This window comes from Methylobacterium phyllostachyos (assembly GCF_900103445.1).
Classification (GTDB): domain Bacteria; phylum Pseudomonadota; class Alphaproteobacteria; order Rhizobiales; family Beijerinckiaceae; genus Methylobacterium; species Methylobacterium phyllostachyos.
In genome coordinates, this window is record NZ_FNHS01000003.1 from 363,139 (window position 1) to 388,164 (window position 25,026).

At 66.9% G+C, this 25,026-nt stretch carries 26 protein-coding genes and 1 pseudogene; 11 read left to right on the forward strand and 16 right to left on the reverse strand.

From position 1 onward, the window contains the following. Positions 1-28: 28 nt before the first annotated feature. From BLQ49_RS06965 to BLQ49_RS06995, 7 genes are all read left to right on the forward strand, one after another. A complete protein-coding gene (locus BLQ49_RS06965) occupies positions 29-1,429 on the forward strand; it encodes an APC family permease (protein ID WP_167627652.1) in 1,401 nt (466 codons plus the stop codon). Positions 1,430-1,493: 64 nt separating this feature from the next. Beyond that, positions 1,494-3,497 carry a primary-amine oxidase gene (locus tag BLQ49_RS06970; protein ID WP_091714459.1) on the forward strand — a complete coding sequence of 668 codons (2,004 nt, stop codon included), beginning with the start codon at positions 1,494-1,496 and terminating at the stop codon, positions 3,495-3,497. 332 nt (positions 3,498-3,829) lie between these two features. Next, entirely contained in the window at positions 3,830-5,182 is a 1,353-nt protein-coding gene (locus BLQ49_RS06975; RefSeq protein ID WP_091714460.1) for an outer membrane beta-barrel protein, read from the forward strand. A 6-nt stretch (positions 5,183-5,188) separates the two neighbouring features. Next, positions 5,189-6,217 (forward strand): AraC family transcriptional regulator, encoded by a 1,029-nt coding sequence (locus tag BLQ49_RS06980; RefSeq protein ID WP_091714462.1) that lies wholly within the window; start codon positions 5,189-5,191, stop codon positions 6,215-6,217. 741 nt (positions 6,218-6,958) lie between these two features. Beyond that, a complete protein-coding gene (locus tag BLQ49_RS06985; RefSeq protein WP_244507479.1) occupies positions 6,959-8,170 on the forward strand; it encodes an MFS transporter in 1,212 nt (403 codons plus the stop codon). Positions 8,171-8,179: 9 nt separating this feature from the next. Further along, the gene (locus BLQ49_RS06990) at positions 8,180-8,908 is read left to right on the forward strand and encodes a phosphatase PAP2 family protein (protein ID WP_091714465.1); all 729 of its coding nucleotides are present in this window, start codon (positions 8,180-8,182) and stop codon (positions 8,906-8,908) included. Positions 8,909-9,084: 176 nt separating this feature from the next. Continuing rightward, positions 9,085-9,267 (forward strand): hypothetical protein, encoded by a 183-nt coding sequence (locus BLQ49_RS06995; protein WP_091714467.1) that lies wholly within the window; start codon positions 9,085-9,087, stop codon positions 9,265-9,267. Here the strand turns inward: BLQ49_RS06995 and BLQ49_RS30745 are convergent. Beyond that, a complete protein-coding gene (locus BLQ49_RS30745; protein ID WP_342028160.1) occupies positions 9,239-9,388 on the reverse strand; it encodes a PepSY domain-containing protein in 150 nt (49 codons plus the stop codon). The two genes, BLQ49_RS06995 and BLQ49_RS30745, sit on opposite strands and share 29 nt — an antisense overlap. Before the next feature lie 435 nt (positions 9,389-9,823). Here BLQ49_RS30745 and BLQ49_RS28870 point away from each other — a divergent pair, with 435 nt between their 5' ends. Both BLQ49_RS28870 and BLQ49_RS07005 read left to right on the forward strand, forming a co-directional pair. Beyond that, positions 9,824-10,006, forward strand: a complete 183-nt coding sequence (locus tag BLQ49_RS28870) for a hypothetical protein (RefSeq protein WP_143012221.1) — start codon at positions 9,824-9,826, stop codon at positions 10,004-10,006. Positions 10,007-10,067: 61 nt separating this feature from the next. Further along, entirely contained in the window at positions 10,068-10,391 is a 324-nt protein-coding gene (locus BLQ49_RS07005) for a hypothetical protein (RefSeq protein ID WP_244507480.1), read from the forward strand. 51 nt (positions 10,392-10,442) lie between these two features. On the opposite strand, the gene BLQ49_RS07010 is transcribed toward BLQ49_RS07005, so the two are convergent. From BLQ49_RS07010 to BLQ49_RS07080, 15 genes are all read right to left on the reverse strand, one after another. Further along, on the reverse strand, positions 10,443-10,853 hold the full coding sequence (locus BLQ49_RS07010; RefSeq protein ID WP_091714470.1) for a hypothetical protein: 411 nt from the start codon (positions 10,851-10,853) through the stop codon (positions 10,443-10,445). A 177-nt stretch (positions 10,854-11,030) separates the two neighbouring features. Next, on the reverse strand, positions 11,031-11,744 hold the full coding sequence (locus BLQ49_RS07015; RefSeq protein ID WP_091714471.1) for a response regulator transcription factor: 714 nt from the start codon (positions 11,742-11,744) through the stop codon (positions 11,031-11,033). Then, on the reverse strand, positions 11,741-12,259 hold the full coding sequence (locus tag BLQ49_RS07020; RefSeq protein WP_091714473.1) for an MxaH protein: 519 nt from the start codon (positions 12,257-12,259) through the stop codon (positions 11,741-11,743). The genes BLQ49_RS07015 and BLQ49_RS07020 overlap by 4 nt, the downstream gene beginning before the upstream one ends. Then, on the reverse strand, positions 12,256-13,170 hold the full coding sequence (locus BLQ49_RS07025) for a YncE family protein (protein ID WP_244507481.1): 915 nt from the start codon (positions 13,168-13,170) through the stop codon (positions 12,256-12,258). Before BLQ49_RS07025 ends, BLQ49_RS07020 begins: the two co-directional genes overlap by 4 nt. A 17-nt stretch (positions 13,171-13,187) precedes the next feature. Next, positions 13,188-13,721 carry an SRPBCC family protein gene (locus BLQ49_RS07030; protein ID WP_091714476.1) on the reverse strand — a complete coding sequence of 178 codons (534 nt, stop codon included), beginning with the start codon at positions 13,719-13,721 and terminating at the stop codon, positions 13,188-13,190. Then, positions 13,718-14,701 carry a vWA domain-containing protein gene (locus BLQ49_RS07035; RefSeq protein WP_244507482.1) on the reverse strand — a complete coding sequence of 328 codons (984 nt, stop codon included), beginning with the start codon at positions 14,699-14,701 and terminating at the stop codon, positions 13,718-13,720. Before BLQ49_RS07035 ends, BLQ49_RS07030 begins: the two co-directional genes overlap by 4 nt. Before the next feature lie 8 nt (positions 14,702-14,709). After that, complete coding sequence (locus tag BLQ49_RS07040) at positions 14,710-15,276, reverse strand: MxaK protein (RefSeq protein ID WP_091714480.1); 567 nt, start codon at positions 15,274-15,276, stop codon at positions 14,710-14,712. After that, positions 15,273-16,316, reverse strand: coding sequence for a vWA domain-containing protein (locus tag BLQ49_RS07045; protein ID WP_091714482.1), 1,044 nt, complete (start codon positions 16,314-16,316; stop codon positions 15,273-15,275). Before BLQ49_RS07045 ends, BLQ49_RS07040 begins: the two co-directional genes overlap by 4 nt. A 1-nt stretch (position 16,317) precedes the next feature. After that, positions 16,318-17,211, reverse strand: a complete 894-nt coding sequence (locus BLQ49_RS07050; protein WP_091714484.1) for a nonribosomal peptide synthetase MxaA — start codon at positions 17,209-17,211, stop codon at positions 16,318-16,320. 1 nt (position 17,212) lies between these two features. Continuing rightward, positions 17,213-18,073, reverse strand: a complete 861-nt coding sequence (locus BLQ49_RS07055) for a DUF58 domain-containing protein (protein WP_091714485.1) — start codon at positions 18,071-18,073, stop codon at positions 17,213-17,215. Then, the gene (locus BLQ49_RS07060; RefSeq protein ID WP_091714487.1) at positions 18,070-19,101 is read right to left on the reverse strand and encodes an AAA family ATPase; all 1,032 of its coding nucleotides are present in this window, start codon (positions 19,099-19,101) and stop codon (positions 18,070-18,072) included. Before BLQ49_RS07060 ends, BLQ49_RS07055 begins: the two co-directional genes overlap by 4 nt. A gap of 178 nt (positions 19,102-19,279) precedes the next feature. Further along, the gene (locus tag BLQ49_RS07065) at positions 19,280-19,564 is read right to left on the reverse strand and encodes a methanol dehydrogenase [cytochrome c] subunit (protein ID WP_091714488.1); all 285 of its coding nucleotides are present in this window, start codon (positions 19,562-19,564) and stop codon (positions 19,280-19,282) included. 56 nt (positions 19,565-19,620) lie between these two features. Continuing rightward, a complete protein-coding gene (moxG, locus tag BLQ49_RS07070; protein ID WP_091714490.1) occupies positions 19,621-20,223 on the reverse strand; it encodes a cytochrome c(L), periplasmic in 603 nt (200 codons plus the stop codon). 42 nt (positions 20,224-20,265) lie between these two features. Further along, complete coding sequence (gene moxJ / locus BLQ49_RS07075; RefSeq protein WP_091714491.1) at positions 20,266-21,174, reverse strand: methanol oxidation system protein MoxJ; 909 nt, start codon at positions 21,172-21,174, stop codon at positions 20,266-20,268. A 123-nt stretch (positions 21,175-21,297) separates the two neighbouring features. Continuing rightward, positions 21,298-23,187 carry a methanol/ethanol family PQQ-dependent dehydrogenase gene (locus BLQ49_RS07080; protein WP_208859019.1) on the reverse strand — a complete coding sequence of 630 codons (1,890 nt, stop codon included), beginning with the start codon at positions 23,185-23,187 and terminating at the stop codon, positions 21,298-21,300. A gap of 332 nt (positions 23,188-23,519) precedes the next feature. Here BLQ49_RS07080 and BLQ49_RS07085 point away from each other — a divergent pair, with 332 nt between their 5' ends. Further along, a complete protein-coding gene (locus BLQ49_RS07085) occupies positions 23,520-24,302 on the forward strand; it encodes a S1 family peptidase (RefSeq protein WP_244507483.1) in 783 nt (260 codons plus the stop codon). Positions 24,303-24,744: 442 nt separating this feature from the next. Continuing rightward, positions 24,745-25,014, forward strand: a pseudogene (locus BLQ49_RS07090) (transposase); the annotation flags it as partial. Positions 25,015-25,026: the final 12 nt, after the last annotated feature.

Sequence of the window (25,026 nt, forward strand, 5' to 3'; positions counted from 1 at the left end):
CTGCGGTGGTCTTGAAGAGGGCACCGACATGACGAACCTTTCTGACCAAAGTCGGAACCGGATGCTTGGTTCCTGGCGCGTTGTCTTCCTGGTTGTTTCGGCGGCCGCGCCGCTGACGGGGATGCTCGGCGCGGTTCCGGCTGCCATCACGATGGGAAACGGCGCGGGTCTGCCCGGCGCCTACCTGCTGGCAGGCATCATCCTGCTTCTGTTCAGCGCCGGCTTCACCGCGATGAGCCGGCACGTGGTCGAGGCCGGGGCATTCTACGCCTATATCGGCAAGGGCTTCGGCGCGTCGATGGGCTTCGGATCGGCGCTGGTCGCGCTCGCCTCGTACACGGCCGTGCAGATCGCTCTTTACGCGCTGTTCGGCTTCTTCTGCGGCAGCGTCATCAGCGATGCCGTCCCGTGGTTCGTGTATGCGCTCGCGGCGCTCGCCGTCGTCCAGTTCCTGGGATTGCGCAACCTCGACCTCAACAGTCGGCTGCTCGGCATCCTGATGACCCTGGAAATGGGCATCCTCGTCGTCCTGGCCGGTGCGGTCGTTCTCCATGGCGGCGGCCCGGAGGGGCTCACCCTCAAGCCGTTCCTGCCGTCCGAGGTGTTCGGCGGCCATCTCGGTATCGCCGTCATGTTCGCGATGGCGAGCTTCCTCGGCTTCGAGGCGACGGCCATCTACGCGCAGGATTGTCGGGACCCGGAGCGGACCATCCCGCGGGCCACCTACACAGCGGTGATCCTGATCGCGGTCTTCTTCACGTTCGTCACTTGGAGCATCGTCTGCGCCTACGGATCCGAAGCCGCCGTTGCGGAGGCGACCAACGATCCGGCGAACTTCTGGTTCAAGCAGGCCGCGATTCATCTCGGACCGTCCGCGACGCTCACGATGAGCGTGCTGCTGCTGTCGAGCATCTTCGCCAGCATCCTGGCCTTCCATAACGCGCTCAGCCGTTACTTCGTCGCCCTCGGCCGGGACGGCTGGCTGCCCCCAGTCCTGGCCGAGATCGATCCGACGTACCGCGCGCCGCGCAACGCCAGCTTCACGCAAACCGGATCGGCCCTGCTCGGCATCCTCCTGTTCGCGGTGAGCGGATGCGATCCCTACGCGGTCGTGTTCTCGTGGATGTCGGCGTTCGCGACACTCGGCATCCTCGGCCTCCAGCTGCTCGTGAGCCTCAGCGTGCTCCTGTACTTCCGCCGCGCCGCGGGGCCGAAGCCGATCTGGACGACCGTGGTCGCGCCGCTCCTGAGCGGGGTGGGCCTGTTCGGTGTGCTCTGCCTGCTGATCGCCAACCTGCCGGCGCTCAGCGGCTCCGACAGCCCGTATCTCAACCTCCTGCCGGTCGCGATGCTGGCCCTTCTGCTCATCGGCATCGTCGCCAGCCGCCTTCGGGCCGCCCCGGTCGGCCTCGGCGGCGCGACCTCCTGACGACGCACCGCCGGCCCGCCCGGACCTTCGTCACCCCCCGGTTCACCCTCGCAACGTGTTCGCCATGTCTGAGCTTCCCCTACATCCGCTCGATCCGCTGAGCCTCGCCGAACTGACGCGCGCCCGGGACATCCTGGTTCGCGAAAAGGCCCTCGACGCCCAGGCCCGGTTCGCCATCGCCGAACTGCGCGAGCCGGACAAATCCGTCGTCCTGGATTTCGACGAGTCCGTCTGGACCGGCAGTACGCCGCCAGCGACCTTCCCCCGCGTGGCCTTCCTGGTGGTGATCGATGGACCGCGTGGCGAGGTCTGCGAGGCGACGGTCGATCTCGTCGGGGAACGTGTCCTGACTTGGCAGACGATGCCGTTCGGTGAGACGCCCTACGGTCAAGCGCCGATCCTGTTCGACGACTTCCTGACCGCCGAGCGCGTCGTGAAGGCTGATTCGGCTTGGCGCGCGGCGATCCGGCGGCGCGGTTTGACGGATGCGGAGATCGAACGCGTCCAGGTCGATCCGTTCTCGGCGGGGTATTTCGACCGGGATGGCGAAAAGGGCCGACGCCTCGTGCGTGCCGTGAGTTACTGGCGCGAGGCGCTCACCGACAACGCCTACGCGCACCCGATCGAGGGCGTCGTTGCGGTGGTCGATCTGACGGCCCAGGTGGTTCTCGAACTGATCGACGACGGCCGCATCATCCCGGTGCCCCGCCGCAAGCTGAACTACGACACACCGAGCCTCGGCCCAGCCCGGCAGACCCTGAAGCCGCTCGACATCGTACAGCCCGAGGGGCCGAGCTTCACCGTCGAGGGCTGGCACGTGCGCTGGCAGAACTGGACGTTCCGCATCGGCTTCACCCCGCGCGAGGGGCTGGTGCTCCACCGCCTCGGCTGGGACGACGGCACGGGCAGCCGGCCGATCCTCTACCGGGCGAGCGTCACCGAGATGGTCGTCCCCTACGCCGATCCAAGCACAAACCATTACTGGAAGAGTGCCTTCGATGCGGGTGAGTACGGCCTCGGCCGCCTCGCCAATACGCTCGAACTTGGATGCGACTGTCTCGGCCTGATCCATTACTTCGACGTCCCAAGCCTCGACGATTTCGGCGCGCCGTTCCTGATGAAGAACGCAATCTGCATGCACGAGGAGGATTACGGCACGCTCTGGAAACACTACGAGATCCGAACCGGGGTGTTCGAGATGCGGCGGTCGCGGCGGCTGGTGATCAGCTTCTTCGCGACAGTGGGGAATTACGATTACGGGTTTTACTGGTATCTCTACCAAGACGGGACGATCCAGCTCGAAACCAAGCTGACCGGCATCATCCAGACCTCAGCGATCATGCCGGGCGAATCCTATCCCTGGGGTGGGATGGTCTCGGAGGGCCTGGGCGGACCGACCCACCAGCACTTCTTCAATGTTCGCCTGCACATGATGGTGGACGGCGAGTGTAATTCAATCTCCGAGAGCGAATTCCACCCGCGTCCCGTCGGTGCGGACAATCCCTATGGCAACGTATTCGACATTCGCACGCGGCAGCTCATGAACGAGAGCGAGGCCGCGCGGGAGGCCGACGGGGCCACCGGCCGCTACTGGAAGGTGTTTAATCCCAACACGAAAAACGCACTCGGCGCACATCCCGGCTACAAGCTGGTGGTGAATCCGAGCCCGCTGATGCTGGCGCAGCCCGACAGCTTCGTGCGTCAGCGCGGTGGTTTCGCCACCAAGCACGTCTGGGTGACGCCGTTCGACCCGCGGGAGCGTTACGCCAGCGGAGACTACCCGAACCAGCATGCGGGCGGCGGCGGATTGCCGGCCTACATCCAGCAGAACCGCTCCATCGACAACACCGATCTCGTCCTCTGGCACACCTTCGGTCACACGCATGTCTGTAAACCGGAGGACATGCCGGTCATGCCGGTCGAATATGCCGGGTTCATCCTGAAGCCGAATAACTTCTTCTCCGGCAACCCGGCCATGGATCTGCCGGGCAAAAGCAATGCCGCGAGCTGCCGTCACGACGGCAAGGTCGAAAAAGCTAAATCCGGCTGCTGCGGCACGACCGCCTGAGCACCTTTAGCCAAGCCATGCTTCGGAGACGCACGCCGTATCCGGGGAATTCATCTTGCCGGAACATTCTCATGGCCGATCATCGCGAAACGCGGAAGGACATCAGGCGTCCTTTTCTTCAACCTGCCTGCTGCTTCCTTCTGCCCTGGATCACGGTGACCCTCGCGCTCACGAGCGCTCCGGCCACCCAGACGCTCTGCGGCCCCTCGGGCAAGCCAGTGCCCGGAAGCCCCACGTCCGGCGACCAACACGCGATGCCCTGCGGCCATGGCGTGGGCCGGCGCTCGTCCATCTGACCAAGCTGTCGTCTGTATTTCCAACCGGAAAGTCCCATGCTCTTCCGTCATATTCATTGTCGCACCGGGTCTCGACTGTCCGCGCTTGGCCTTGCACTGTTGATCGGCGCCTGTCCGCAAATTGCCAAGGCCGATCCGCCCAGCAGCGCCCCGGATCTGCCGGTCGGCGGGCAGAAGAGCAATCCGCCCGGCCCGACACCGAGCGCCACGACACCGGTGCCAACCCTGCCGGCACCGTTCAGCGCGGCGTGGTACGACACGATTCATTTCGGGACGCAGGTTGTCGGTGGCTTCGTCCTGAATCCCCAGCAATCTGGAAATTCTCTGCAGTTCGGTCAGTTGATGACAGACCGCGCCAACATCCCGCTGTTGAATCAGCTCCAAGTGACGGTCGAGCGGGTGATCGATCCCGCGCAGACCGACTACGATTTCGGCTTCAGCTTCCAGGCCCTGTACGGCAGCGATGCCCGCTACCTGCACTATCCGGGGCAGTTCGATCGCCTTCTCGGAGACCGGAACCAGCTGGTGGTCCGAACCGCCACCGTGTCGGCTCATCTGCCCTGGCTCACCGACGGGGGCCTGGACGTGAAGGCGGGCGAATACGGGTCCCCGGTCGGCTACGAGGCCTACGATCCGGCGCTCAGCCCGTTCTTCTCCCACTCCTACATCTTTGCCTGGGGTGTGCCAGGGTTCCATACAGGTCTTCTCAGCACCCTCCACGTCAACGCGACGCTCGATTTCTGGGCGGGGGTCGATACCGGCGCCAATACGGGCCTGGGCTATAGGCTCGGCGACAACAACCGGTCGGGCGCCGGCGTCGTCGGCATCGGCCTGAACGGCCTGCTCGACGGCAAGCTGACGGTGCTGGCGATCAGCCATATCGGCTCGGAGACGCCGACCCGGTTCAGTGTCACGGCCGACCGGGATACGCGCTACTACAACGACCTCGTGCTGAGCTACAAAGCCAGCGACACCTTGAGTTTCGTCAGTGAGCTCAACTACGTGCGCGATACCGCGATCAACGCCCAGGCCTATGGCATCGCCAACTACATGTCCTGGGTGATCAATCCGGACGTTACGTTCAACCTGCGCGGTGAAGTCTGGCGCGATGAGAAGGGTTACTTCGTGGCTGGGTTCCCGAATAGCCTCGATCCGCTCCGGGCCCTCGTCGGGCTGCCGAATACGGCCTTCGTCCTTGATGCGCCCGGACCGGTCACCTATAGCGAGGTCACCGTCGGCGTGACCTACAAGCCCAAGGTTGAGGGGCCAGTCGCCTTCGCGGTTCGTCCGGAACTGCGCTATGATCATGTCGATGGCGCCCGGGCGTTCAATCGGCAGCGCGACCGCAATGCGCTCACCGCTGCGATGGACATCATACTCAGCTTTTGACAGTCGATGCCGGAGGCGCTGCGAAGGGCGATGACGGTCGGGACCATCCGGGCAACCGTGCTTGCACGCGTCGTTCGGAACCTCGACGCGCGCTCCGGCCAAGCGGACGCTTTGCTTCACGAGGTAGGCCTCAATCGCGGCCTGATCAGCGACGACTATTCTCTCGTATCGCTGAAAAGCTATGCGCGCTTCTTCGATCGCGCGGCCGCCGAACTCGGCGACCGCTGGTTCGGCCTTCGGCTCGGCACGGAGATCCGGCCGGTCGACCTCGGTCCGATCGGGGCATTGATGTCGAATGCCTCCACGCTTTCACAAGGCCTCGACGATCTCTGCCGCCATATCGAGGCTCTGCAGAGTGCGACAGCGTTCTCTATCCACCGCCGGGGGGCGCAAACACATCTCACCTACAGGATCACCGATCCGACTGTCGGGCCGGCGATCCAGGATGCCGAGTTCACCCTATCTGCAACCTGCAACGTCATCCGCAGTCTCATCGGTTCGCACTGGTCGCCCATCGAGCTTCATCTCCGTCACCCGGCACCTCAGACCACCGCGATTGCGCAGCAGACCATCGGCGCTCCGGTGGTCTTCGGGAACTCACTGAACAGCATCGTTCTCCGCTCCGCCGACCTCGCGCTCGCGCCGCTGAACGCGCAGCCGGACCTACGAACGTTTCTGGAGCGCCACGTGCTGGACTTGATCCAGGAGAAGGGCTCCCACCGGTCCACCGCCGAGCGGGTCGATGCCGTGATCGCTCTGCTGCTGCCTCACGGCGTTCCGACGCTGGCCCGGGTCGCCGGGGAGATCGGCTGGAGCGCGCGCTCACTGCAACGCGCCCTGACGGACGAGGGGACGTCGCTACGCACTTTGGTGCAGCAGCATCGGCACCGAGTCGCACAGGCGATGCTTGAAGAGCGGACCCATTCGCACGCGGCGATCGCTCACGCCCTCGGCTATGCAGACGCGACAGTGTTCTGGCGCGCCTACAAGAGCTGGACCGGATCGCCGCCGTCCGGGATCAGGAAAGGCCACTGATTGGCTGTGGCGAGCTGGTTGGGCGCGCAGGCCCCCGATTGCCAAAACCCAAATCGGGATCGGGCGATCTGTGGCCGTATCGGACTGTTGGAAAGGTATAATCTCGAACGGCGCAATCTGGCTTGTCGGACGATGTGAAATGCGATCGATTTGAGTCCACCAACGGTTATGTGCTGCAATGATTAGGTGGAAGACTGGCGGATCATCTCTGTCAATTCAGCTGCGCTGGCGCTCGCTTTGACGAGCCGTGCCGGTCTTGCCCCTCGTATCATCTACGGTGAGAAGAATCTTCCAGTATAATTTTATTAGTTGCATCGATCAGCGAACCCACAAGCTGGCAGGCTCTTGCTAAAAAACACCGATTTCATAACCAATAATTTACTAACATTTAAATAATTGACAATTTATAGCAAAAATATTGCCGATCTCATAGGTATTTTTCTAAATTCACTGACGTAGCTTTCTGGACGACCGAATTCGGCCGTAAGCAGATGGTCCGCTTTGGGGAGGGCAGCCGCAGAAGCGGACCACCTGCGACCGCCCCAAACCGGTCATACGGCCCAGCGGCGAGGCGTTGCCCAAAACCGTCATGGCCAATGTAGCTTGGCCGGCTTCGGCTCTGCCCACCAGCGCCCTAGGTTACCCGTTATGGGAACCGAGCGCGCTGATCAGGACATCGGAGAAAGAGACGAGGGGTCGTCTGCTGCGAGGCAGAGGTCGTTTTCCAAACCGCTCGACCTTTTGAATGTTCTGCTGATCGACGTGAACGGGGCGATCAAGCCCTATCTCAACGTCTACCTCTATGTGCATCGCGGATGGGATGATGCCTCCGTCGGTCTCGTCAGCACGGTGTCGGGCATCGTCGGCATCGCGGCACAGACGCCCATCGGCACCGCCATCGACGCGGTTCGCGATAAGCGCGTGATCCTGCTCGGCGCCCTGATCGCGCTGTCGCTGGCGACCCTCCTGATCGCACTGTTTCCGCAGTTCTGGCCCGTGCTCATCGCCTCCTGCGTGCTGGCCGCCGTTGGCGGCATGCTCAGCCCGGCGATCGCAACGTTGACGCTTGGCCTGTTTCCCGCCGAAAGCCTCGCCCGCCGGTTCGGGCGCAATGCCGCGCTGGAGCGGACCGGGAACGTCGCCATCGCGGCTCTGATCGGCCTCGTCGGTTGGCTGTTCCCGGACCGTGCGGTCTTCCTACTGGTCCCGGTCTGCGCCATCGTCTCGGCGGCGGCCCTCTACGCCATCCCGCGCCGCGCCATCGATGCGCGTCGGGCCCGCGGCGGCGGCGACGGCGACGGCGATCAGGCCCCCGCCAAGTGGCGGACGCTGCTGACGTGCCGCCCGCTCATGGTCTTCGCCGCCTGCGTGGCGCTCTTCCACTTCGCCAACGCACCGCTGCTGACCCTGGTCGCGCAGGAGATCGGGAAGGCGCGACCGGATTGGTCGTCCATCATCGTGTCCGTCTGCATTATCGGTGCGCAGGCGGTGATGGTGCCGATGGGGCTCATCGTCGGCCGCCGGGCCGAGCGCTGGGGTCGAAAGCCGCTCCTCGTGATCGGCTTCGCCGCACTGCCGGTGCGGGCCCTGCTCTACCTCGTCTGGCGGGACCCCTTCTGGTTGATCGCGGTCCAGTGCCTCGACGGCATCGGCGCCGGCCTGCTCAGTGCGGTCAAGCCTCTGGTGCTTGCCGACATCACCCGGGGGACCGGCCGCTACAACGCGGCCCATGGCCTGATCGGAACCGTGCAGGGCGCGGGCGCATCCCTGTCTTTCGTCATCGCCGGAACCCTGGTCCAGTTGGTGGGGTTCGATGCGGCCTATCTCGCCTGCGCGGCCGTGGCCGTCGCTGCGCTCGGGGTGCTCGTGACGCTGATGCCGGAGACGGCGCCCGAGAAACCGCGCGGTGGCCCATGGGCCTGGTTCCGGGCGCTACGGCCGGCCGCAGCGTAAGGAGGAAGCGTGGAACATCCCGTATCAGGCATGGGCCGCCGCTGGCGGGCCGCACCGCTGGCCATGCTATTGTTCGCTGCCCTGCCGGCCGCCGCCGGCACGCTGCACAGCACCTATATCGATCCGTCCGCGATGGCGCTGCAACGCGTCCTGCCACCGCCGCCGGCACCTGGTTCGGAGGCGGCCGGAGCGGACATGCGAGCGGTAGAAACCGCCGTCCATGCGCGCACCCCCGAGGATCAGCAGCGCATCACCGCGAACCTGCCCTGCACCCTCGACCGGTTCACCGAGGTCCTTGGTCCGCGCTTCACCGTGGAGGCCATGCCGGTCACCGCCGCCTTGATCGCGCGTGTGTTCCAAGACGGCGAACTTGCCGTGCTGGCCGCCAAGGCCGTGATCGATCGACCGCGCCCCTACACGCTCAAGCCCGACCTCGCTACGTTCGGGCATCGATCCGCCAGCGCGTCCTACCCGAGCGGTCACGCCACGTTCGGATATCTCGCGGCGGCGGTGCTGGGGCAGCTCGTGCCGGACAAGCGCCGGGCGCTGTATGCGTTCGCGGCCTCCTACGGGGCCAACCGCATGATCGCCGGGACGCATTTCCCGTCCGACCTCGAAGCCGGCAAAATCGCAGCGGCCGTGATCGCGGAGACGCTGTTCAAGGACCCGCGCTTTCAAGCGGATTACGCGCGCGCTGCCGCGGAGGTCGCCGCCCCGGGCGGTGCCGCACACCGTTGATGGTGAGGCTTGACCTGCGGCCGGATCACGAAAGTGAGTGGCGGGTTGTGGTTGCAGCGCCCTGTTCACCTGCGATGCGGGCCAACGCTCCGCCCTCACATGGTTGGTGTCGTCCTGAGCGCACTCCGGAGACAGGCCGCACGACATCCGGGTCCCTGACAGCAGGAGATCCGACGATGCACCACATCACCAAAAAGACGGCCGGCGATCGGCACGGTACGGTCGAGGTCGCCGGTCGCGCCGTCACGGAGACTGGCAAGACGCGGCAGGCCGAGACCCTCGTCGGCGCGATCGGCGCCTGCGCAGAGGCGAATAACGCGGCCTTGGCCATCAGTCCTGATCGGGCTTTTCCTTGGTGATGGCGCCCGTCTTGGGATCCACGTGGAATTCCATCTTCACGCCGTTCTTCAATCCCTCGCCCTCCCAGTGCCCATCATCGGCCTCAAGTTCGGTGATGCTGGAGTAGCCGGCATTATCAATGTCTGCTTCACCTGCTCAGCCGGGATCCAGTCTGCCCCCGGCTTGTCCTTTTTTAGCCAGGGCCGGGCTGGCAAAACCCATCGCCAAAATCAAAGCGAGCGGCGGAAAGCCATCCCAAGCGGTCTTTCCACTCGGGCCGCCGTAACATCCCCATGATGGACTGCGTCAGCATCCCACCCCTCGCGGGCGCTGCTCCTGCAAGAGCCAGCGCTCAGCCGCACCTGACGCGCCAGCCAATGCTGGGGGATGGTTGGCTTCATCCGTTGGCGTATCGGCTATGGCAGCGTGTGCGTATCTGTGTGGGGGAAACAAGGTATCCCCGGCGAGCGCGGCCGCAAGCGTGGCTGCGCCATCTTGAACGCTGGTGGGGCGTTCTCCGGTATGCCCAGGATCAGAGCGATCTTAGATGACTTAAACACGTCTGAGAGACAATGTTTGACGATGTCGCTCGGCTACCTTGTTTACAGGCCCGCGTTTACAGGGCTGTTCGACCCGGGCACAGGTTTCCTCGGGCGGCTGCCCGAAGGCCCGGACTTGCGTGATCCGGCGAGCGTCGCGGGTGACAATGGCGTGGAGCACACCAGGGCGCTCTTCAACGAGACCTGTGCGGAGAAGTAAGCCGATGCACCATCGACGGAATGTCACGACGCGGCACGCAGCGAGCCTCTGGGCGGCAGCCGTGATCGTTCTGGTCGCAGCGACCGCCCAGGGCCAAGAGGCTCCGGACGTTCCGGCACCGAAGCGGAATGCCGCCAAGCTGGCAGGGTTGGTGGGCTTCGTGAACATCAATTGCGACAAGCTGCGCACCGATCAGGATCGCTTCAAAAGCGTCATTCGATCGATGGGCGTGGACCCTGACGAATTGGACCGCGATGCTCTGCTGCTGCAGGCTCAATCCTATCTGGCTGCGTATCAGAAGGATGTACCCGGCAGTTGCCAGAAGGCGGATGAGTTGTTCGGCCGGAGCGGCAGGATCATCCCCGGTGTGTTCCTCGCCCGGTGACCTGCAAGCGCCAAGACGGCCGAGGCCGGGGATGTCGCCTCTGTCTCGGCCTCAGTCGTCGAGACAGAGGCGGAAGTAGCTCCGCCGAATGGCCTCCTTCTCCTCGAAACCGACCGAGCGCGGGTTGAGAAGCTCTGGTCCATCCGGGACCCGGCCGAACCGCCGGGCGTCCAGATCGATCACGAAGCCCCGCTCGCCGGTATAGAGGCCGTCGCGGTTCTTGACGTTCACGGATCCGCAGATGTGCGTACGTCCGCTCCGGCGCAGCGCCGTGACTTTAGCGTCCGGACTGTCGAGATCCTGCCGGATCAGGTCCAGGACGATTCTTGTGTCGGGCGCGCCGATCGTCGCTTCGGATCCATCTTCGACGGTTTGACACCGTGCGGATCCGTTCGCGATCGCCAGCGAGGCGATCAGTACCAAAACGGGCCTGCGTACCCGGTACCCTGGATCACGTCTCATCCTGGTGGCTTCCTGGCGTTGACGCCTGCGTCGGTAAAGGGATGGGTCCCGGCGCCGCTTCTCCCCGCGCCTCGCCATTGGCGCCGAAGGCCAAGTCAGGGAGCGCTCCCGCTTCCCCGTTCCGTCGCGAGTGCGCACTCTGCCGAAGAGGGCACCGGTTCGGCGCAAGAGCCCGCGTCAAAACAAAGGCTTAGAGCCGTCTGGGAGCCCGGAGCGATCCCCCGGCTGGGACAGGGCGATGTGGATCAGTTCCGCAAGACTCCCGACACCGAGCTTAAGCCGCATGGCCGATGTGGTACTCACGACACTGCGGTAGTTCAGCGTCAGGATGCGCGCGATCTCGGTATAGGTCTTGCCCTTGCCGAGCAGCGCCAGAATCTGAAGCTCCCGCGCGTTCAGGCGCGACAGCGGCGAACGGTCGGCGACGAGGTCGAGGATCGCGATGTTGGTCGCGATCGCGTGGGGCAGGTAGCCACGGCCTGCACGCACCGCCTCGAGGGCTTCGAGGAACACCGACACGGAGGTGTCCTTCATCACGAAGCCCAAAGCCCCGGCCTCGAGGACGCGGGCAGCGATGACGGGATCGTCATACATGCTGAAGGCCAGGATGCGGGTCGCGGGCTCCAGCGCCCGGACCCGTCGGATCAGCGACAGGCCCGACAGCCCGTCCTCCCCGAAGGAGAGATCCGTCACCACGACGCCCGGCCGGTGGCGGTGGAACACCCGGTAACCCGACACGATGTCGCCTGCCTCGAAGACCTCGGCGACGCCTTCCACCTCCACGAGCTGCCGGAAGCCCTGCAGCACGACCGGATGGTCGTCGACGATCAGGATCCCGCCCCTGGCCGAGGCTGCTGCGCGGCGCTGCGTGATGGCCAGGCCCGCGCTCACGGAGCGCTCCGGGTGAGCGGCCTCACCTCGTTCTCGGAGAGTTCGGCGAGCGCCGCCTCGTGGCCGAGGCCCCGGTTGCGGATATTGACGTAATGCTGGCACATCTCGCCGTAGAGGCTCTTGTGCCGGCCCCGCGCGGCGGCGATCCGCCCGAGCCCGTCGAGGAGGTCGCGGTAGCCCTCGGCCTTGCCGCTCTCGGCCAGCATCTGGCCGAGCTGGACCGTGCGGTTGGCGATCATCCGCCGGTCCTCGATGAAGCCCTCGGCGGCGCGGGCGAGGCTCGTGCGCATTGCCTGGACGGGCGGCGCGTCGTTGGCGAGCGGATGCCCCGCTTCACGGCCGGCGAGCCAGCGTGCCGGATCGGTCCCATCCTTGGGGGAAAGCCAGGGAGCCAACTCCGTTTCGGCGGTGCGGGACACCACCGTGTCCTCCGTCTTCGCGTCGTCTTCGCCGCGATCGCACGCGGCGAGCGGCATCAGCAGGGCCAGAGCGGGCAGAACGACACGCCTCCTCATCGTGACGCCTCCGGTGCGTCGGGCGCCACGGCGAGGCTGCGCGGCCCCTCTGCGACGGGAATGCGGTTCACCTCCCGTAAGGTGGCGAGGTCGATCACGGATACGTTATCCGAGAACCAGTTGGCGACGTAGGCGAAGCCGCCAAGGATCGCCACCCCCTCCGGATAGGGGCCGACTGTCACCGTCGCCGTCACCGCGAGGGTGTCCGCGTCGATCACCGAGACCTTGGCCGCGTGCTGGTCGCTGACGACCACGCGCCGCCCGTCCGCAGTGACCGCGATGCCGTAGGGGCTCGCGCCCGCCGGAACCGTCGCCACCACGCGGCCAGCCTGGGTGTCGATCACCGTCATGTCGTTGCTGCGGACGTTCGCCACATAGAGGCGGCCGCGGGCCGGATCATAGGCCAGGGCGAAGGGCCCATCGCCCACGGGGAAGCTGCCGACGCGCCGCATCGCGCCCGTGTCGATCACCCCGACCGAGTGGCCCTCTCGCTCGGCGACGTAGAGCCGTCCGGGCGGCCCGAGGACGAGATGCGCCGGGTCGGGGCCGGTCTCGGCCGCGCCCGCGACCGCACCCTCGGCCGAGAGGGCGAGCACCCGGTTGCCCGACCAGTCGCCGACATAGATCCGCCCGCCATCCGGCTCGACGGCGAGGCCGAAGGGCTGGGCCTTGAGGGACAGGCTGCGCACGGCCCCGCCCGGAGCTACCACCGATACGGCCTTCCCATCGGGATGGCTGAGGTAGAGACGCCCACCCGCATCCGCCGCGACTACGGCCGGCGCTGGCAGCACCGCAATGGCGCCGGCCACCCCACCCGCCTCGATCCGCGTGACCTTCGCGCCCTGCTGGCTCACGACGAACAGGCCCCCGCCCGCCGCCGGCCACGCCGCCAGCAGGACGAGGAGCCCCATCAGGCGCACGCATCCCGTCATTGCGTCGGCCCGCCCTCCACCTTGGCCTTCAGCCCTTTGAGGCCGTCGCCGAGATAGCGGTTCATCGCCTCGCGCCCGGCTTCGTCGCTCAGGTTCTCCGGTGGCTCGTTGCCCGTATCGCCCCGGTAGAAGCGGCCCATCCACTCGACCTTGGAGCCGTCCCCGTCCGGGGTGACGGTCAGCGTCGCGGAGTAGGAGGAGACCGGCAGCGCCGTCAGGTCCGGGTCGGACATCCGGTAGGAATAGGTGTGCTCCGGCCCCTTCCACTCGTCGAGCCCCTCGACCAGGGTGCCGCCGGACTTGAGCGTCAATGCGCGGGTGGCGCCCGCGGTATTGCCGCCCGTCCACGCGGCCTTGGCCACATCCGGGTGCCAGGCGGCGATGCCGCCGAAATCGCCCACGACCTTCCAGACGGCGTCGGGCTTCGCCTTGATCGTCACGGTCTGCACGACCTTCTGCGGCGTCGGGCCGTGGGCCAGGGCCGTGCCCGCAGTGAGGAACAGGGCCAGGGTGGCCAGGGTACGGATCATCGCAATCTCGCTGAGGGGGTGAGGGAGAGCGGCAGGCCCGCGCACAGGGTGGCGAGTACCAGGGCGAAGGCCAGGGCGCCGAGGATCGGCCGCGGATCGAGGGAGCCCTTCAAGGCGCGGGGCGTCACCGCCGCGCGGACGGGATCGTCGAGCCCGCCCGGCCCGTCGAGATGGGCGTAGGCGAGGCCCGTCGCCCCCGCGAGGCGCTTCAGATAGGGCTCGCGCACGGAGGACAGGTGCTCGGTGCCCTGCGCAGCGGCGGCGCCGAAGGGGGCGTTGCGCGGGTTGTAGCCCTCGCGGCTCTCGGCATCGCTCGGCGGCGGGCCGAAGCGGTTCTCCTGCGCCACGTCGGCCTCGCCGTAGAAGCCCTTCTCCCGGCCGCGTTCGTCGTAGCGCGGGATCGGCGACAGGGCGTAGCCGCCCGCGCCGACGACGAGCCCACGCACAGCGCCGGGCCGGCCGTCGAAGGCCGGGGGTTCGCCCCCCGACAAGGGCGGGGTTTCCTGGCCATCGGTGACGAAGACGAGATCGGTGCCGAGCCCCGCCGCCATCGCGATCGCGCGATGGAGGCCAGCGGCGATGCGGCTGTCGCCCTCCCAGGCCATGCGCCAATCGAGGGCGGCAAGCGCCCCGTCGAGCGGGGCGAAGTCGGCGCAGACCTCGATGGGGGCGAACAGCAGGAAGGGCCGCCGCTCGGTGAACAAGGCAAGCGCCACCCGCGAGCCGCAGGGGAGGTCGGCCACGAGCCGGCGCAGCGCCGCCTTCGCCATGTCGAGGCGGCTCGCCGGCTTGCCCTCCTGCGCGTAGTCGCGGACGTTCATCGAGCCGGTGATGTCCACCACCAACAGGATCTCGGCGCCGGTCCGCGTGACCGGCAGCGCCGGCACGACGAGGGCGGCGAGCGTCAGGGCGAGCGCCAGGGCGAGGGCGAGGAAGCGCCAGCCCCGCAGGTTTCGGGCGACGGGCAAGGGAATAGGCAAGGCGGCGCTCACGGCCCGCCCCGCGGCTGGCCGGGAATGTCGGTCCAGATCTTCTTCGGCTCCGCTCGGAGTTCGTCGCCATCCGTGCGGTCGAGTTCCGGATAGTCGCGGATCAGCCGCGAGGCGACGTCGAGGTTGAACTTGGCGTCCCAGAAGTCCGGGCGTTCGCGCAGCGCCCGGCGGTAGTCCTGGCGGGAGAGGGTCACGAGCGGCCCGGCCTTGTCCAACTCGCCCCGGGCGAGGAGGCCGAAGGCCTCGCGCATCCGGGCGTTGGCGAGGGCGTAGCGGGCACGGGCAAGGTCCCCCCGGTCGTCGCCGGCCTCAAGGACCGAGAGCAGCGGCTCGGCCTCATCCAACCGTCCGCGCTTGGCGAGGAAGGCCACCCGCGCGGCCAGGACCGGAGGCGGCGCGCCGGGGGAGACCGCCGCATCGGTTCCGGCTTCCAGGGCGGCGATGGTCCGGTTCGCCCGCTCCATGCGCCACGCCTCGATGCCGAAGGCGGCCGCCGTCGCGAGCAGAAGGACGGGCAGCGCCACGATCAGGCTCGGGCGCAGACGGCCCCACAAGCGCCTCATGCCGCCCTCCGCAGGGGCTCAGCTGCCGCAACCCGCCGCGCGGCCCGGCGGGCGGAGACATCCGCCTCGGCAAGCGCCGCGAGCGCCAGCAGGAGGAGGCCGAGGGCCGCCACGCCGTAGGCCCATCCGCCAAGATCGTGGCGGGGGCGGATTTCCGTGTAGGGGATGGGATCGCGTTCCAGTGCCTCGATCTGCGCGATGGCGTCGGCCACGGCCTGCGGCCCCTCGGCCTCGAAGGCGCGGTAGGGAATGGTCAGGCTCTTGAAGAACAGGTCGAGATGGCGCTCCGGCGCGGCCTGGGGCGTATCTTCGCCCTCGGGCCGGTCGTGGATCGAGGGCGAGCCCTTGGTGCGCAGGAACAGCCAGTAGAGGTTCGGCCGCACCTTGGCGAACGCGGCGCGGAGTTGGTCCTGCACCCGCGGGTCGATCACCGCCGCCCCGTCGGAGATGAAAAGCAGCACCCGCGAGATGCCCTGGTCCGACCCGAACTGCGACAGCGCCATGGCGAGGCCGCGGGCCACGTTGGTGTAGTCGAGGCCGGGCCGATCGATGGCCGCGATGGCCGCGCGCACGGCGTCGTGCCGGTCGGTCATCGGCAGGACGAGCATCGGCGCGGTCGAGAAGGCCGTCACGGCAAAGAGATCGTGCGCCCGCTCGCCGACGAAGCCCGAGAGCAGGCGCCGGGAGGCCGCCGCCTTCGATTCCTCCGCGCCCGAAGGCTGCTTGCCGGCGAAGGTCTCGTTCATACTGCCCGACCGATCGATGAGCATCGACACTTGCGCGCCGATGCCGATCCGCGTGATCCGCTCCCCCACCCGGTAGGGACCGGACAGCCCGACCAGAAGCCCGCCGAGGGCGGCGATGCCGGCAAGCGTCAGAACGAGGCCGATCCAGCGGGAGAGCGGATCGTCAGGCGCCGCCGCGATGGCCGGCACGGCTTTGCGCCGCCGCCCGGAGGCGACCAGCGGCAGGAGGGCGAGGGGCAGGAGCCACAGCACCCCGGGGCTCGCGACGCCGTAGGAGGCGAGAAAGCCCGGCATGTCAGGCGGCCCTCTCGGCGGCGGCGAGGCGGCGCAAGGCCGCCTGCACGTCGGGCCAGGGCCAGAACTCCCGCGCCGCCTGCACCTCGCGGCCGAAGAAGGTCCGGCGGGACGCCTCGAAGAAGCGACTCAAGGCCTCGCTCTCTCGCCGGAAGGCCGGGTGGCGGTCGAGGAAGGCGGGGAGATCGTCGGCCAGGAGCCGTCGCCCGTCCGTCTCGTCGAGGCTGCGGTGGATCAGGCGCAGCGCCTCCCGGTAGCCGTCCGGTTCGGTCCCGACGAGGTGGCGCAGGCGCTTCGCGGCGGTGGCGAAGGGGCGCCCCCTGCGGCGCCCGAACCACGCGCGATCATAGGCGAGGAGGCCGAACGCCAGGAGGCCGAACCCCGCCAGGGTGAGCGCTGTCGTCGCCGCCGGCGCCGGATCGAGCCGCCGGATGCGGCCATCCGGCTGGAGGTAATCGGCCGGATCGTCCCGCTTCTCCGGCTGGATTTCACGCAGGGGCGACACGCCGAAGGACCAGGGCGGGATCTCGGCCTGAGCGGTGGTGGTGCCGCCGGGGCTCTTGTCCGCGAGGGCGATCGTGAAGCCCGGCACCTCGAGCCGCCGCGGGTCGAGGGCAGCGTAGAAGCTCTGATAGGTCAGGCGCAGACGGAGGCCGCTGGGAACGGGCTCGACGGCGACGTCACGCAGGTCGAGCCAGTAGGTGATGGGGCCCGGCTTCGGCAGGGAGGCTCGTTGCACGGTGAGACCGGGTTCCAGGGCGATGTCGGCGCGGACGTGCAGCAGGTCTCCGAGGAAATAGCCGAAGCTCCTCGGCACGCGCAGCTCGACCGAGCGTACCTGCGCGGTGGCCACGCCGGCCGGAAGGATGAGGAACAGGATCGCGAGGATGCGCATCTCAACCCGTCAACAGGTGACGGCTCAGCGCCTGCGCATCGAACCGGTCGATGAGGGCGAAGGGTCGGCGCGCCCCTGACGCGGCGGCAGCCGTGGCGAGCGCCTCGCGCCGCTCCCGCTCGCGGGCGATCCAGCGGCGGCGCAGGGACGGCCGTAGGAACACGAGCCGGCGCCCGGCCCCTTCGAGATCCTCCAGCTCGGCGAGGCCCCAATCCGGCAGGCCCACGTCCTCTGCACTGTCGGCGAGGAGCACCGGCACGGTGTCGTGCAGCGCCAGGGCGTCGAACACCCGGCGGATGAGATCCGCCGGCCAGCGGAAATCCGAGACGACGAAGACCATCTTGGGCCGCCCGAGGAGGCGATGCGCCCCCTCGATCATCCCCTCGGCGCTGCCCTCACGGCAGGAGGCGCCCGCAAGCTTGCCCGCGAGGGTCAGGGCCGCGCTTCGATGGCGGGTCGCCAGCAGGGTCAAGTCGCCGCGGATCGCCCGGTCGGCCGCGATCAGCCCGAACCCGTCGCCGATCCGCGTCGCGGACGCCGCGAGCCCGGCGCAGAGTTCGGCGGCCAGCGCCATACGGTCGGCCTCGCCCCGGTAGCGCATGGAGGCCGAGAGATCCACGAGGGCGTAGATCTCGACCGGCACGCGGGTTTCGAAGCGGCGGACATGGACACCCTCGAACGGGTCGCGCAGGGTGGCGCGTAGGTCGATCCGCCGCGCATCCGGCAGGCTCAGGAAGGGCACGGACGCGCGAAAGGTGCCGAGCCCGCCCGCATCCCGCCCGCGATGGGCGCCGGGGCGGCTCCCGCGTGGACGCCAGCGCGGCAGGTAGACGATCTCGGCGGAAGGCGGGCCACCCGTCATGGGGCCGGCACCGTATCGAACACCGCCCGGCAGAGGGCCGGAACGATCTCGGCCCGGCGCATCTCGTGGACCGGTTCGAGGAAGATCCGGTGGGCCATCACGTCGGGAAAGATCGCGCGGATATCCTCCGGCACGAGCCAGTCGCGCCCCTCGAGCCACGCCCGGACGCGGGCGGCGCGGACGAGGAAGGCGAGGCCGCGCGGCGAGGCGCCCCCCTGGACGAGGTGGCCCATGTCGATTCCGGGCAGGCGGATGCCGGCCTCCGCCGGGCGCAGCAGTGCGTCCCACAGGGCGACGACGTAGGTTTCGATCTCCGGGGCCGCCGCGACCGCGCGCTGGATCGCGTTACTGATCCCGCCGATGCTTCGATGGTCGAGCACCGCCGGCGCCACTTCGGCGATCAGCCGGTCTGTGTCGTGGAAGCGCGGATCGAAGGCGAGCGCGCGCCGGGTTTCCGCATCGCGGGGCGCCTCCATGCCGATTTCCATCAGGAAGCGATCGCGGGCGGCGGCGGGTAGTTCGAACGTCTCCTCGCGCTCGACCCGGTTGCGATCGGCGAAGACCTGCAGGTTCGGGAAGCGCCATTCCCGCTCGAAGGCGGTCACCGTCCGCTCGGCCATCAAGCGCAGCAGCAGCGCATGGACTTGTGGTCGGGCGCGGTTGATCTCGTTGAAGAAGAACACCGACAGGTCGTCCGCCTGCCGCAGCACCGGGCCGGGCTCGACCCGGGGGCGGCCGTCGGCCCCGAGGAAGGTGTGGTAGATCAGGTCGGTCGGCATCAGGTCGACCGTGCCTTCGATCCGCTCGTAGGCGCCCCCGAGGGCGCGGGCGACGGCCCGCAGCAGGGTCGTCTTGCCGGTCCCGACATCACCCTCCAACATCACGTGACCACGGGCGAAGATCGCGATGGTGACGAGGCGGATGGCGCGGCCCTGACCCACCACCGCCTTGGCGATCTCGGCCTCGAACCGGCCGGCCGCATCGCGCCAGTCGGTCAGCATCGCGTCGCCGGGGCGCGGAGGGTTCATGGGGTGCTCAGAGGGTTCGGTTCAGTGCATCGAGCGCCGCGGTCATCTCGAACGATGTGCCGCATCCAGGGACCTGCGAGGGTAGGTCGCCTGCCGGCTGCCCCAAGTCGCTTCGCGCGCGCCATGACGGTGCGGGTTCGCAGGGACGCCGCGGCGGTGCCCCGGCGTCCCGTGACGCTCAGTTCGAGATCTTGGCGACGTCGTATTCGAACTTGCCGGTCTTCTTGAAGTTCTCGACGCGCTTCCTGTTGCGCTCCTCCATCTGCTTGATGGATTCGGCCTGCTTGGAGATTTCCCTCGGGTCGTGCTTCGGGTCGTACTTCGTGCCCGCAACCTTCTCCGGGAAGCCCGGTTTCGGCTCCCAGCAATTGCCGGGCGCCTTGCAGGTCTGCCCGTCATAGGCGAGCGCCGGGCCCGCGAAGGCCGCCGCGAACAGCATGGCCACACCAATCGTCTTGCGCATCTGCCGTCTCCTCGCTTCTTCGCCCCCTTAGCCGGGGCCTTTCCTCGCTGGACCGCTCACTCCGCCAGGGGCTTGCACTGGCCGGGCGTGTCCTTGGCGAAGTGCTCGCCTTCCTTGAACGGCGTGTAGGTCTTCTTCTGCGCGTCGTTCAGCCAGAGGGCATCCTTGACCGGGCCCGTGTAGAGATGCCGGATCCAGGCGATCACCTGCAGCATCTCGTCCGGGTTCAGGTCTTCGTTGTGCGGGCCCATCATGCCGTTGGCACCGCCCCAGAGGGTCGAGAACAGCCCGACATCTTCGGTGTTGGCCGGATAGGTCCAGTAATTGTCGTTGAGGCCCGGCCCGACCTTGCCTTCTGCGAGGTGCCCATGGCAGCCCGAGCAGGAGGTGAGGAACAGGCTCTCACCGTTGCGCAGGCAGGACTTGTCGTCGATGTAGATGTTCTTGCCGGTCTGGAAGAACGTCTTCACCGCCGGGGTATCCCGCCCGCCGGGCTTGCCCTCGTTGAGGTCCATCGCCTCGCCCGTGATGGTGTTGCGGAAGACGATGCCGGTCTCTTGCGGACCGGCTTGCGGTTGGGCCCGCACCGCCCCCGCCAGGGCCGCGGAGCCCAGCGCCAGAACGGCTGACAGGCTCAGGATGCGCTTGGAAACGGTCATACGAAGACTTCGCAATTCTCTTGAGAGATCTGTGACGAGCGTTCAGTTGGTGGCGATGACCGGCACGCCGTCGTGCTTCAGGATGGCATCGATCCGCGGCTTGGCCGTCGTGATCGCCGCGTCGAGGGCATCCTTCAGGGCGGCATCGTCCTTGCGCACGCCCATGGACTGGTCGAAATCCTGCGGCATCCTGCGGCCGTCGCTGGTCACCGTGTCGTTCGGGACCGGGGCCATGCGCAGGGGCACAGTCGAGTCCTTCACGTAGCGGGCAATGTCGGGAGCGAAGGCGACACCCACCGCCGCCTTGCCCTGCGCGACCTCGCTCACGAGGCGGTCGGGGTCGATCTGCGTGTACTGGTTGCGCGGAGCGCGGAAGCCGACCAGCGAATAGAGGTAGGCCATGTCCTCCTCGTAGCGGCCGATATCCTTGAGCATCGCCTCGCCGGGGGAGCCGAAGGGCACCACCATGTGGTCGATGGTCTTGAGACGGGGGTCCTTCCAGGAGGTGATGTCGAGGGTGCTGTCGGCCTTCGTGAGGAAGACGTAGCCGGCACGGTAATAGGGCTTGGTGGTCAGTACCCGCGGGTCGTCGCTGTCGAGGCCGACCACCACGTCGCAGAGGCGCTTCTCCAGCCCGTCCCGGACGAGGTAGATCGCCGGCTTGGCCAGCCAGACGAAGACCGGCTTCCGACCCATCGCCTCGGCCACCGCCACCGCGATGCGGTTCTCCAGACCCGACCCGTCCTTCATCGACAGGGGCGGCTGCTTCTCGGACGCGCAGATCCGGAGCGTCGAGGGATCGGCGGCCGGCGCCACGGGAGCTTTCGCGGCATCCGACTGGACGGCCTGGGCCTCAGATTCCTGAGCCCGCGCCTGCCCGCCGAAGGGCAGCAGGGCGAGGAGGGCGGCGGCGCAGGTGGCCGCACGAATGGATCCGCCGAGGAGCGGCATGTGCGTTGATCCCTGAACTGTTCTGATGGTCGGCGCGTCGCCCGTGACAGGTCATGTCCCCCGGGGCAGGCCCCGCCCCGTAGCCCCCGCCGGCCCGGGGGCCGGCGGGGGCGTTCGTCGTGGTTACTTCACGGCCGCCTGCTGGTACTCGCCGACATTCGGATCGTCGTAGGGGCCCTTGCCGTCCAGCGAGAACACGATCACGCCGCCGCCCATCTGGGTGTAGTTGGCGAGCTTCTTGAACGCGCCCACCGCGCCGAGGCCGGCCGTCGGATCCTGAAGGTCGAAGACGAGGCCCACACCCGGCCACCCGCCGACGCCATAGTTGATGGCGATGTATTGCGTGCCCTTGTGGGTGTAGGTGATCGGGTAGCCGATCGCACCCGACGGCAGCTTGAACTTCCAGAGCAGGTCACCGTTGTCGGAGTCCCGCGCCTTGATGAAGCCGTCGAGCGTCCCGTAGAGCACGATGTTCCCGGCGGTGGCGGTAGTGCCGCCCCAGACCGCGAAGCGCTCCATCTTCTCCCAGTTGAACTTGCCGGTGATGGCGTTGTAGCTCTTGATCTGGCCAAGACCTTCGTAGTTCTGCCGATCACCCTTCGGGCCAGGATACATGTTCAGCGTCGCACCGACGAAGAACTGGCCCGCCCGGTAGGGCAGCATGAAGGGCTCCCAATCCATGCAGATGTGGTTGATGCCCATGAAGAAGGCCTGACGCTTCGGATCGTACGAATCGTGGCCCTGGTTGTGGTAGCCCATCGCCGAGGGACAGATGTCCTTCGCGAGGTGGTCCATCCGGGTGCCGTATTCCGGATCGCGGACCGGGGTGCCGGACTTCAGGTCCACCGACTTGAACACGTTCACCGTGTCGTCGATCTTGTTGGCCGAGACCAGCGAGCCGTCGGTCCGGTCGAGGGTGTAGACGATGCCGTTGCGGTCCGGGTGGGTGAGGAGCTTCCTCAGCTTCCCGTCCTTGTCCTTCTGCTCGGACAGCATCATCACGTTGACGCCGGCATAGTCCCACTCGTCGTGCGGCGTCTTCTGGTAGCCGAAATGGGCTTGGCCGGTATCGGCGTCGCGGCCGAAGATGGTCATGGTCCACTTGTTGTCGCCCGGCCGCATGGTCTCGTTCCACGGCGCCGGGTTGCCGGTGCCGAAGTAGATCATGTTCGTGCCGGGGTCGTAGGCGTACCAGCCCCAGTTGGTGCCGCCGCCGATCTTCCAGGCATCGCCCTCCCAGGTGGCCGTGCCGAGGCCCTTCCGGCCGTAATGGGCGTTCTTGATGTTGAAGTCGTCGGCGAGCAGCAGGTCCTGGTCCGGGCCGGTGGCATAGGCCCGCCAGACCTGCGCGCCGGTCTTCACGTCGTAGGCGGTCAGGTAGCCGCGCACACCGAGTTCGGCGCCTGAGGAGCCGACGATCACCTTGTCCTTCACCACGTAGGGGGCGATGGTCAGTGTCGAACCGACTTTGATATCGGAATTCTCGATCTTCCACACGGTCTCGCCCGTATTGGCGTTGAGTGCCGCGACGTGGCCGTCGAGCTGGGTCTTCAGAATCAGTGGCGGCGTCTTGCCATCACCCGGCCAGTAGGCGAGCCCGCGGTTGACGAGATCGCAGCAGGCGACCGAACGCGCGGCCGGGTTCTGCTTCGGCTTGTCCTGCCACAGGATGTGGCCCGGATCGTCGAGATCGAGGGCGAAGGTGTAGTTCGGGAACGAGGTGTGGACGAACATCTTGCCGTCTACGACCAGCGGCGCACCCTCATGGCCGTTGAGCAAACCGGTTGAGAAGGTCCAGGCCGGTTTCAGCTGCTTGACGTTCGATTTGTTGATCTGCGTCAGGTCGCTGAAGTTGTTGGAATCGTAGTTCTTGCCGGGCATCACCCAATTGTCGTCGCTCTTGGCCAGGTCGCCGAGCTTGTCGTTGGCGAAGGTGGTCCCGGCCAGGCCGAGCGGTGCGACCGCGACTATGGCCAGCATCGACACCGAGCGCGCGAATTGTCCGACTCTCATTGTGCATCTCCTCGCCGGGCCGCCGCGCCCTGTGGCCTCGCGGCTGATGATTGTGCGACGCAAGATAAACCGTCAGTCGATCTCGATGATCATTCGTCGATCGTAAGATATCTACGCTGTTGATCTCTTATGAAAGACTTATTACGACCGCTATCGCCTCCCGTTTCTACAAAGATACAACCACGGATGTCTCCAGGATCTTGGTTATTTGTTACCGGGATGAAGTGGCAAGCGGCGACGGATAGTGTGGAATGTGCTCGTACTGCTTGACGGGGTTGGCGAGCGCGCTCACTCATGGTGGCAAGATCAACGCAGATCGAGAGGGAGGTGGGATGGGACGCGGATGGGCGTGGCACCTATGCCTGCTGGCCGTGCCGCTCTTCGGCGGAGCTGCCGTTGCGACAGCCGCGCTCTATCCCCAGGATGGGCGCCGGGACCTGACCGGCGCCGACCTCGGCCGTTACAAGGGGGCGGGCGTGCTCTGGTGCCGCCGGCCGGACGGCGTTCCGCAAAAGGCGGCGGCCGCGTGGCTGGTGGCGGATCCGACCCTGGTCGTGCTCAACGCGCACAACTTCCGCGATCGGCGCCTGGAGCAGACACGACCGGTCTCCGACTGCTATTTTCAGATTGCTGGCCGCAACTACGCGTTCGCGCCGGACAGCCTTCAACTCGGGACGGCCCCCGACGCCGAGGCCCTGCACATCACCGATGATTGGGCGATCCTGCGCCTGACGAGTCCGGCCGATGCCGTCCCGCAATCGTTGCCCGAGCCGCCGGACCTGCCAACCGGGGAGGTCTCCGTGCGGGTGACGATGGTCTCACCGGCGGGACACGCAAATTACCGCGGGCCCAGCAGCCTGGAGCATTGCACGATCCGGCGGATCGACCCTCCGAGCGAGGACGCGATCCGCCGCGCTCGCCACGATTGCAATGATGGTTATGGCGGCTCCGGTTCAGGTCTGTTCGACGAGGCCGGTCGCCTGATCGCGATGCAGAGCGCATCGTCGGTGATGAACGCAAAACATGGGTTCGACCCCGAATTTCATCACGGGTCGGCTCTGCTCCTCGAAGGGCAACTCGTTGTGCGACTGAAGTCTCTGTCCCAACGTCGTTGAGGTTGAGGTGCGGAGATCGGCCGTCTTGTCGTTGGGATATTCCGCACACAGCGCGATCTTGCGGGCGATGACGATGCGGCGGCCACTCTCCCACGTGATGAGGGTCATGGCGCCGTTGCCGACCTGAAGACGGGTCGTCGTCACCTTCATGATGTCACTCCCGAAATCCGACCTCGATCACGGGCGACAGATACCACTGTCGCGTCACAGTAACATGTACGCGATTTGTTCTCCATACACCGGGGGGGACGCCGGTCTGGCGTCCTCCATGTCTTCTCTTGGTCCAGGGGCTCGTCAGTCCGCCGCCGAAACCCACCACTGAAATCGAGGAATCAACGATACTTGCATCTCAGAGCGATTTTTGCAGATTTCGCTCTTGGCCTGCCCCCTGAAAAGTGGTCCTCCCTGAGGTATGGCTTTGAGCCATGTGGAGGATGTCGTCATGGGACGGAAGAAGCATACGGCTGAAGAGATCGTTGCTAAGCTGCGGCAGGTCGATGTCTTGATCTCGCAGGGTCGCAAGGTTGCCGAAGCAATCCGGTCAATCGAGGTGACCGAGGTCACATACTACCGCTGGCGGTCCGAGTACGGCGGCTTGAAGGGTGATCAGGTCGAGCGGCTGAAATCTCTGGAGACCGAGAACCAACGTCTTCGTAGGGCAATCTCGGATCTGACCTTGGAGAAGCTGATTCTGAAGGAGGCCGCCTCGGGAAACTTCTGAGCC

Excerpts from the sequence above, each read along its gene's own strand:
- BLQ49_RS07010 (WP_091714470.1), bottom strand. The coding sequence starts at position 10,853 with ATGAGACGTGATCCAGGGTACCGGGTACGCAGGCCCGTTTTGGTACTG.
- BLQ49_RS07080 (WP_208859019.1), bottom strand. The coding sequence starts at position 23,187 with ATGAGAGTCGGACAATTCGCGCGCTCGGTGTCGATGCTGGCCATAGTC.
- BLQ49_RS06975 (WP_091714460.1), top strand. The coding sequence starts at position 3,830 with ATGCTCTTCCGTCATATTCATTGTCGCACCGGGTCTCGACTGTCCGCG.
- BLQ49_RS07025 (WP_244507481.1), bottom strand. The coding sequence starts at position 13,170 with ATGGGGCTCCTCGTCCTGCTGGCGGCGTGGCCGGCGGCGGGCGGGGGC.
- BLQ49_RS07085 (WP_244507483.1), top strand. The coding sequence starts at position 23,520 with ATGGGACGCGGATGGGCGTGGCACCTATGCCTGCTGGCCGTGCCGCTC.
- BLQ49_RS07060 (WP_091714487.1), bottom strand. The coding sequence starts at position 19,101 with ATGAACCCTCCGCGCCCCGGCGACGCGATGCTGACCGACTGGCGCGAT.
- BLQ49_RS07050 (WP_091714484.1), bottom strand. The coding sequence starts at position 17,211 with ATGCGCATCCTCGCGATCCTGTTCCTCATCCTTCCGGCCGGCGTGGCC.
- BLQ49_RS06965 (WP_167627652.1), top strand. The coding sequence starts at position 29 with ATGACGAACCTTTCTGACCAAAGTCGGAACCGGATGCTTGGTTCCTGG.
- moxJ (WP_091714491.1), bottom strand. The coding sequence starts at position 21,174 with ATGCCGCTCCTCGGCGGATCCATTCGTGCGGCCACCTGCGCCGCCGCC.
- BLQ49_RS07055 (WP_091714485.1), bottom strand. The coding sequence starts at position 18,073 with ATGACGGGTGGCCCGCCTTCCGCCGAGATCGTCTACCTGCCGCGCTGG.
- BLQ49_RS07040 (WP_091714480.1), bottom strand. The coding sequence starts at position 15,276 with ATGAGGCGCTTGTGGGGCCGTCTGCGCCCGAGCCTGATCGTGGCGCTG.
- moxG (WP_091714490.1), bottom strand. The coding sequence starts at position 20,223 with ATGACCGTTTCCAAGCGCATCCTGAGCCTGTCAGCCGTTCTGGCGCTG.
- BLQ49_RS07030 (WP_091714476.1), bottom strand. The coding sequence starts at position 13,721 with ATGATCCGTACCCTGGCCACCCTGGCCCTGTTCCTCACTGCGGGCACG.
- BLQ49_RS07045 (WP_091714482.1), bottom strand. The coding sequence starts at position 16,316 with ATGCCGGGCTTTCTCGCCTCCTACGGCGTCGCGAGCCCCGGGGTGCTG.
- BLQ49_RS07065 (WP_091714488.1), bottom strand. The coding sequence starts at position 19,564 with ATGCGCAAGACGATTGGTGTGGCCATGCTGTTCGCGGCGGCCTTCGCG.
- BLQ49_RS06980 (WP_091714462.1), top strand. The coding sequence starts at position 5,189 with ATGCCGGAGGCGCTGCGAAGGGCGATGACGGTCGGGACCATCCGGGCA.
- BLQ49_RS06995 (WP_091714467.1), top strand. The coding sequence starts at position 9,085 with ATGCACCACATCACCAAAAAGACGGCCGGCGATCGGCACGGTACGGTC.
- BLQ49_RS06970 (WP_091714459.1), top strand. The coding sequence starts at position 1,494 with ATGTCTGAGCTTCCCCTACATCCGCTCGATCCGCTGAGCCTCGCCGAA.
- BLQ49_RS07020 (WP_091714473.1), bottom strand. The coding sequence starts at position 12,259 with ATGAGGAGGCGTGTCGTTCTGCCCGCTCTGGCCCTGCTGATGCCGCTC.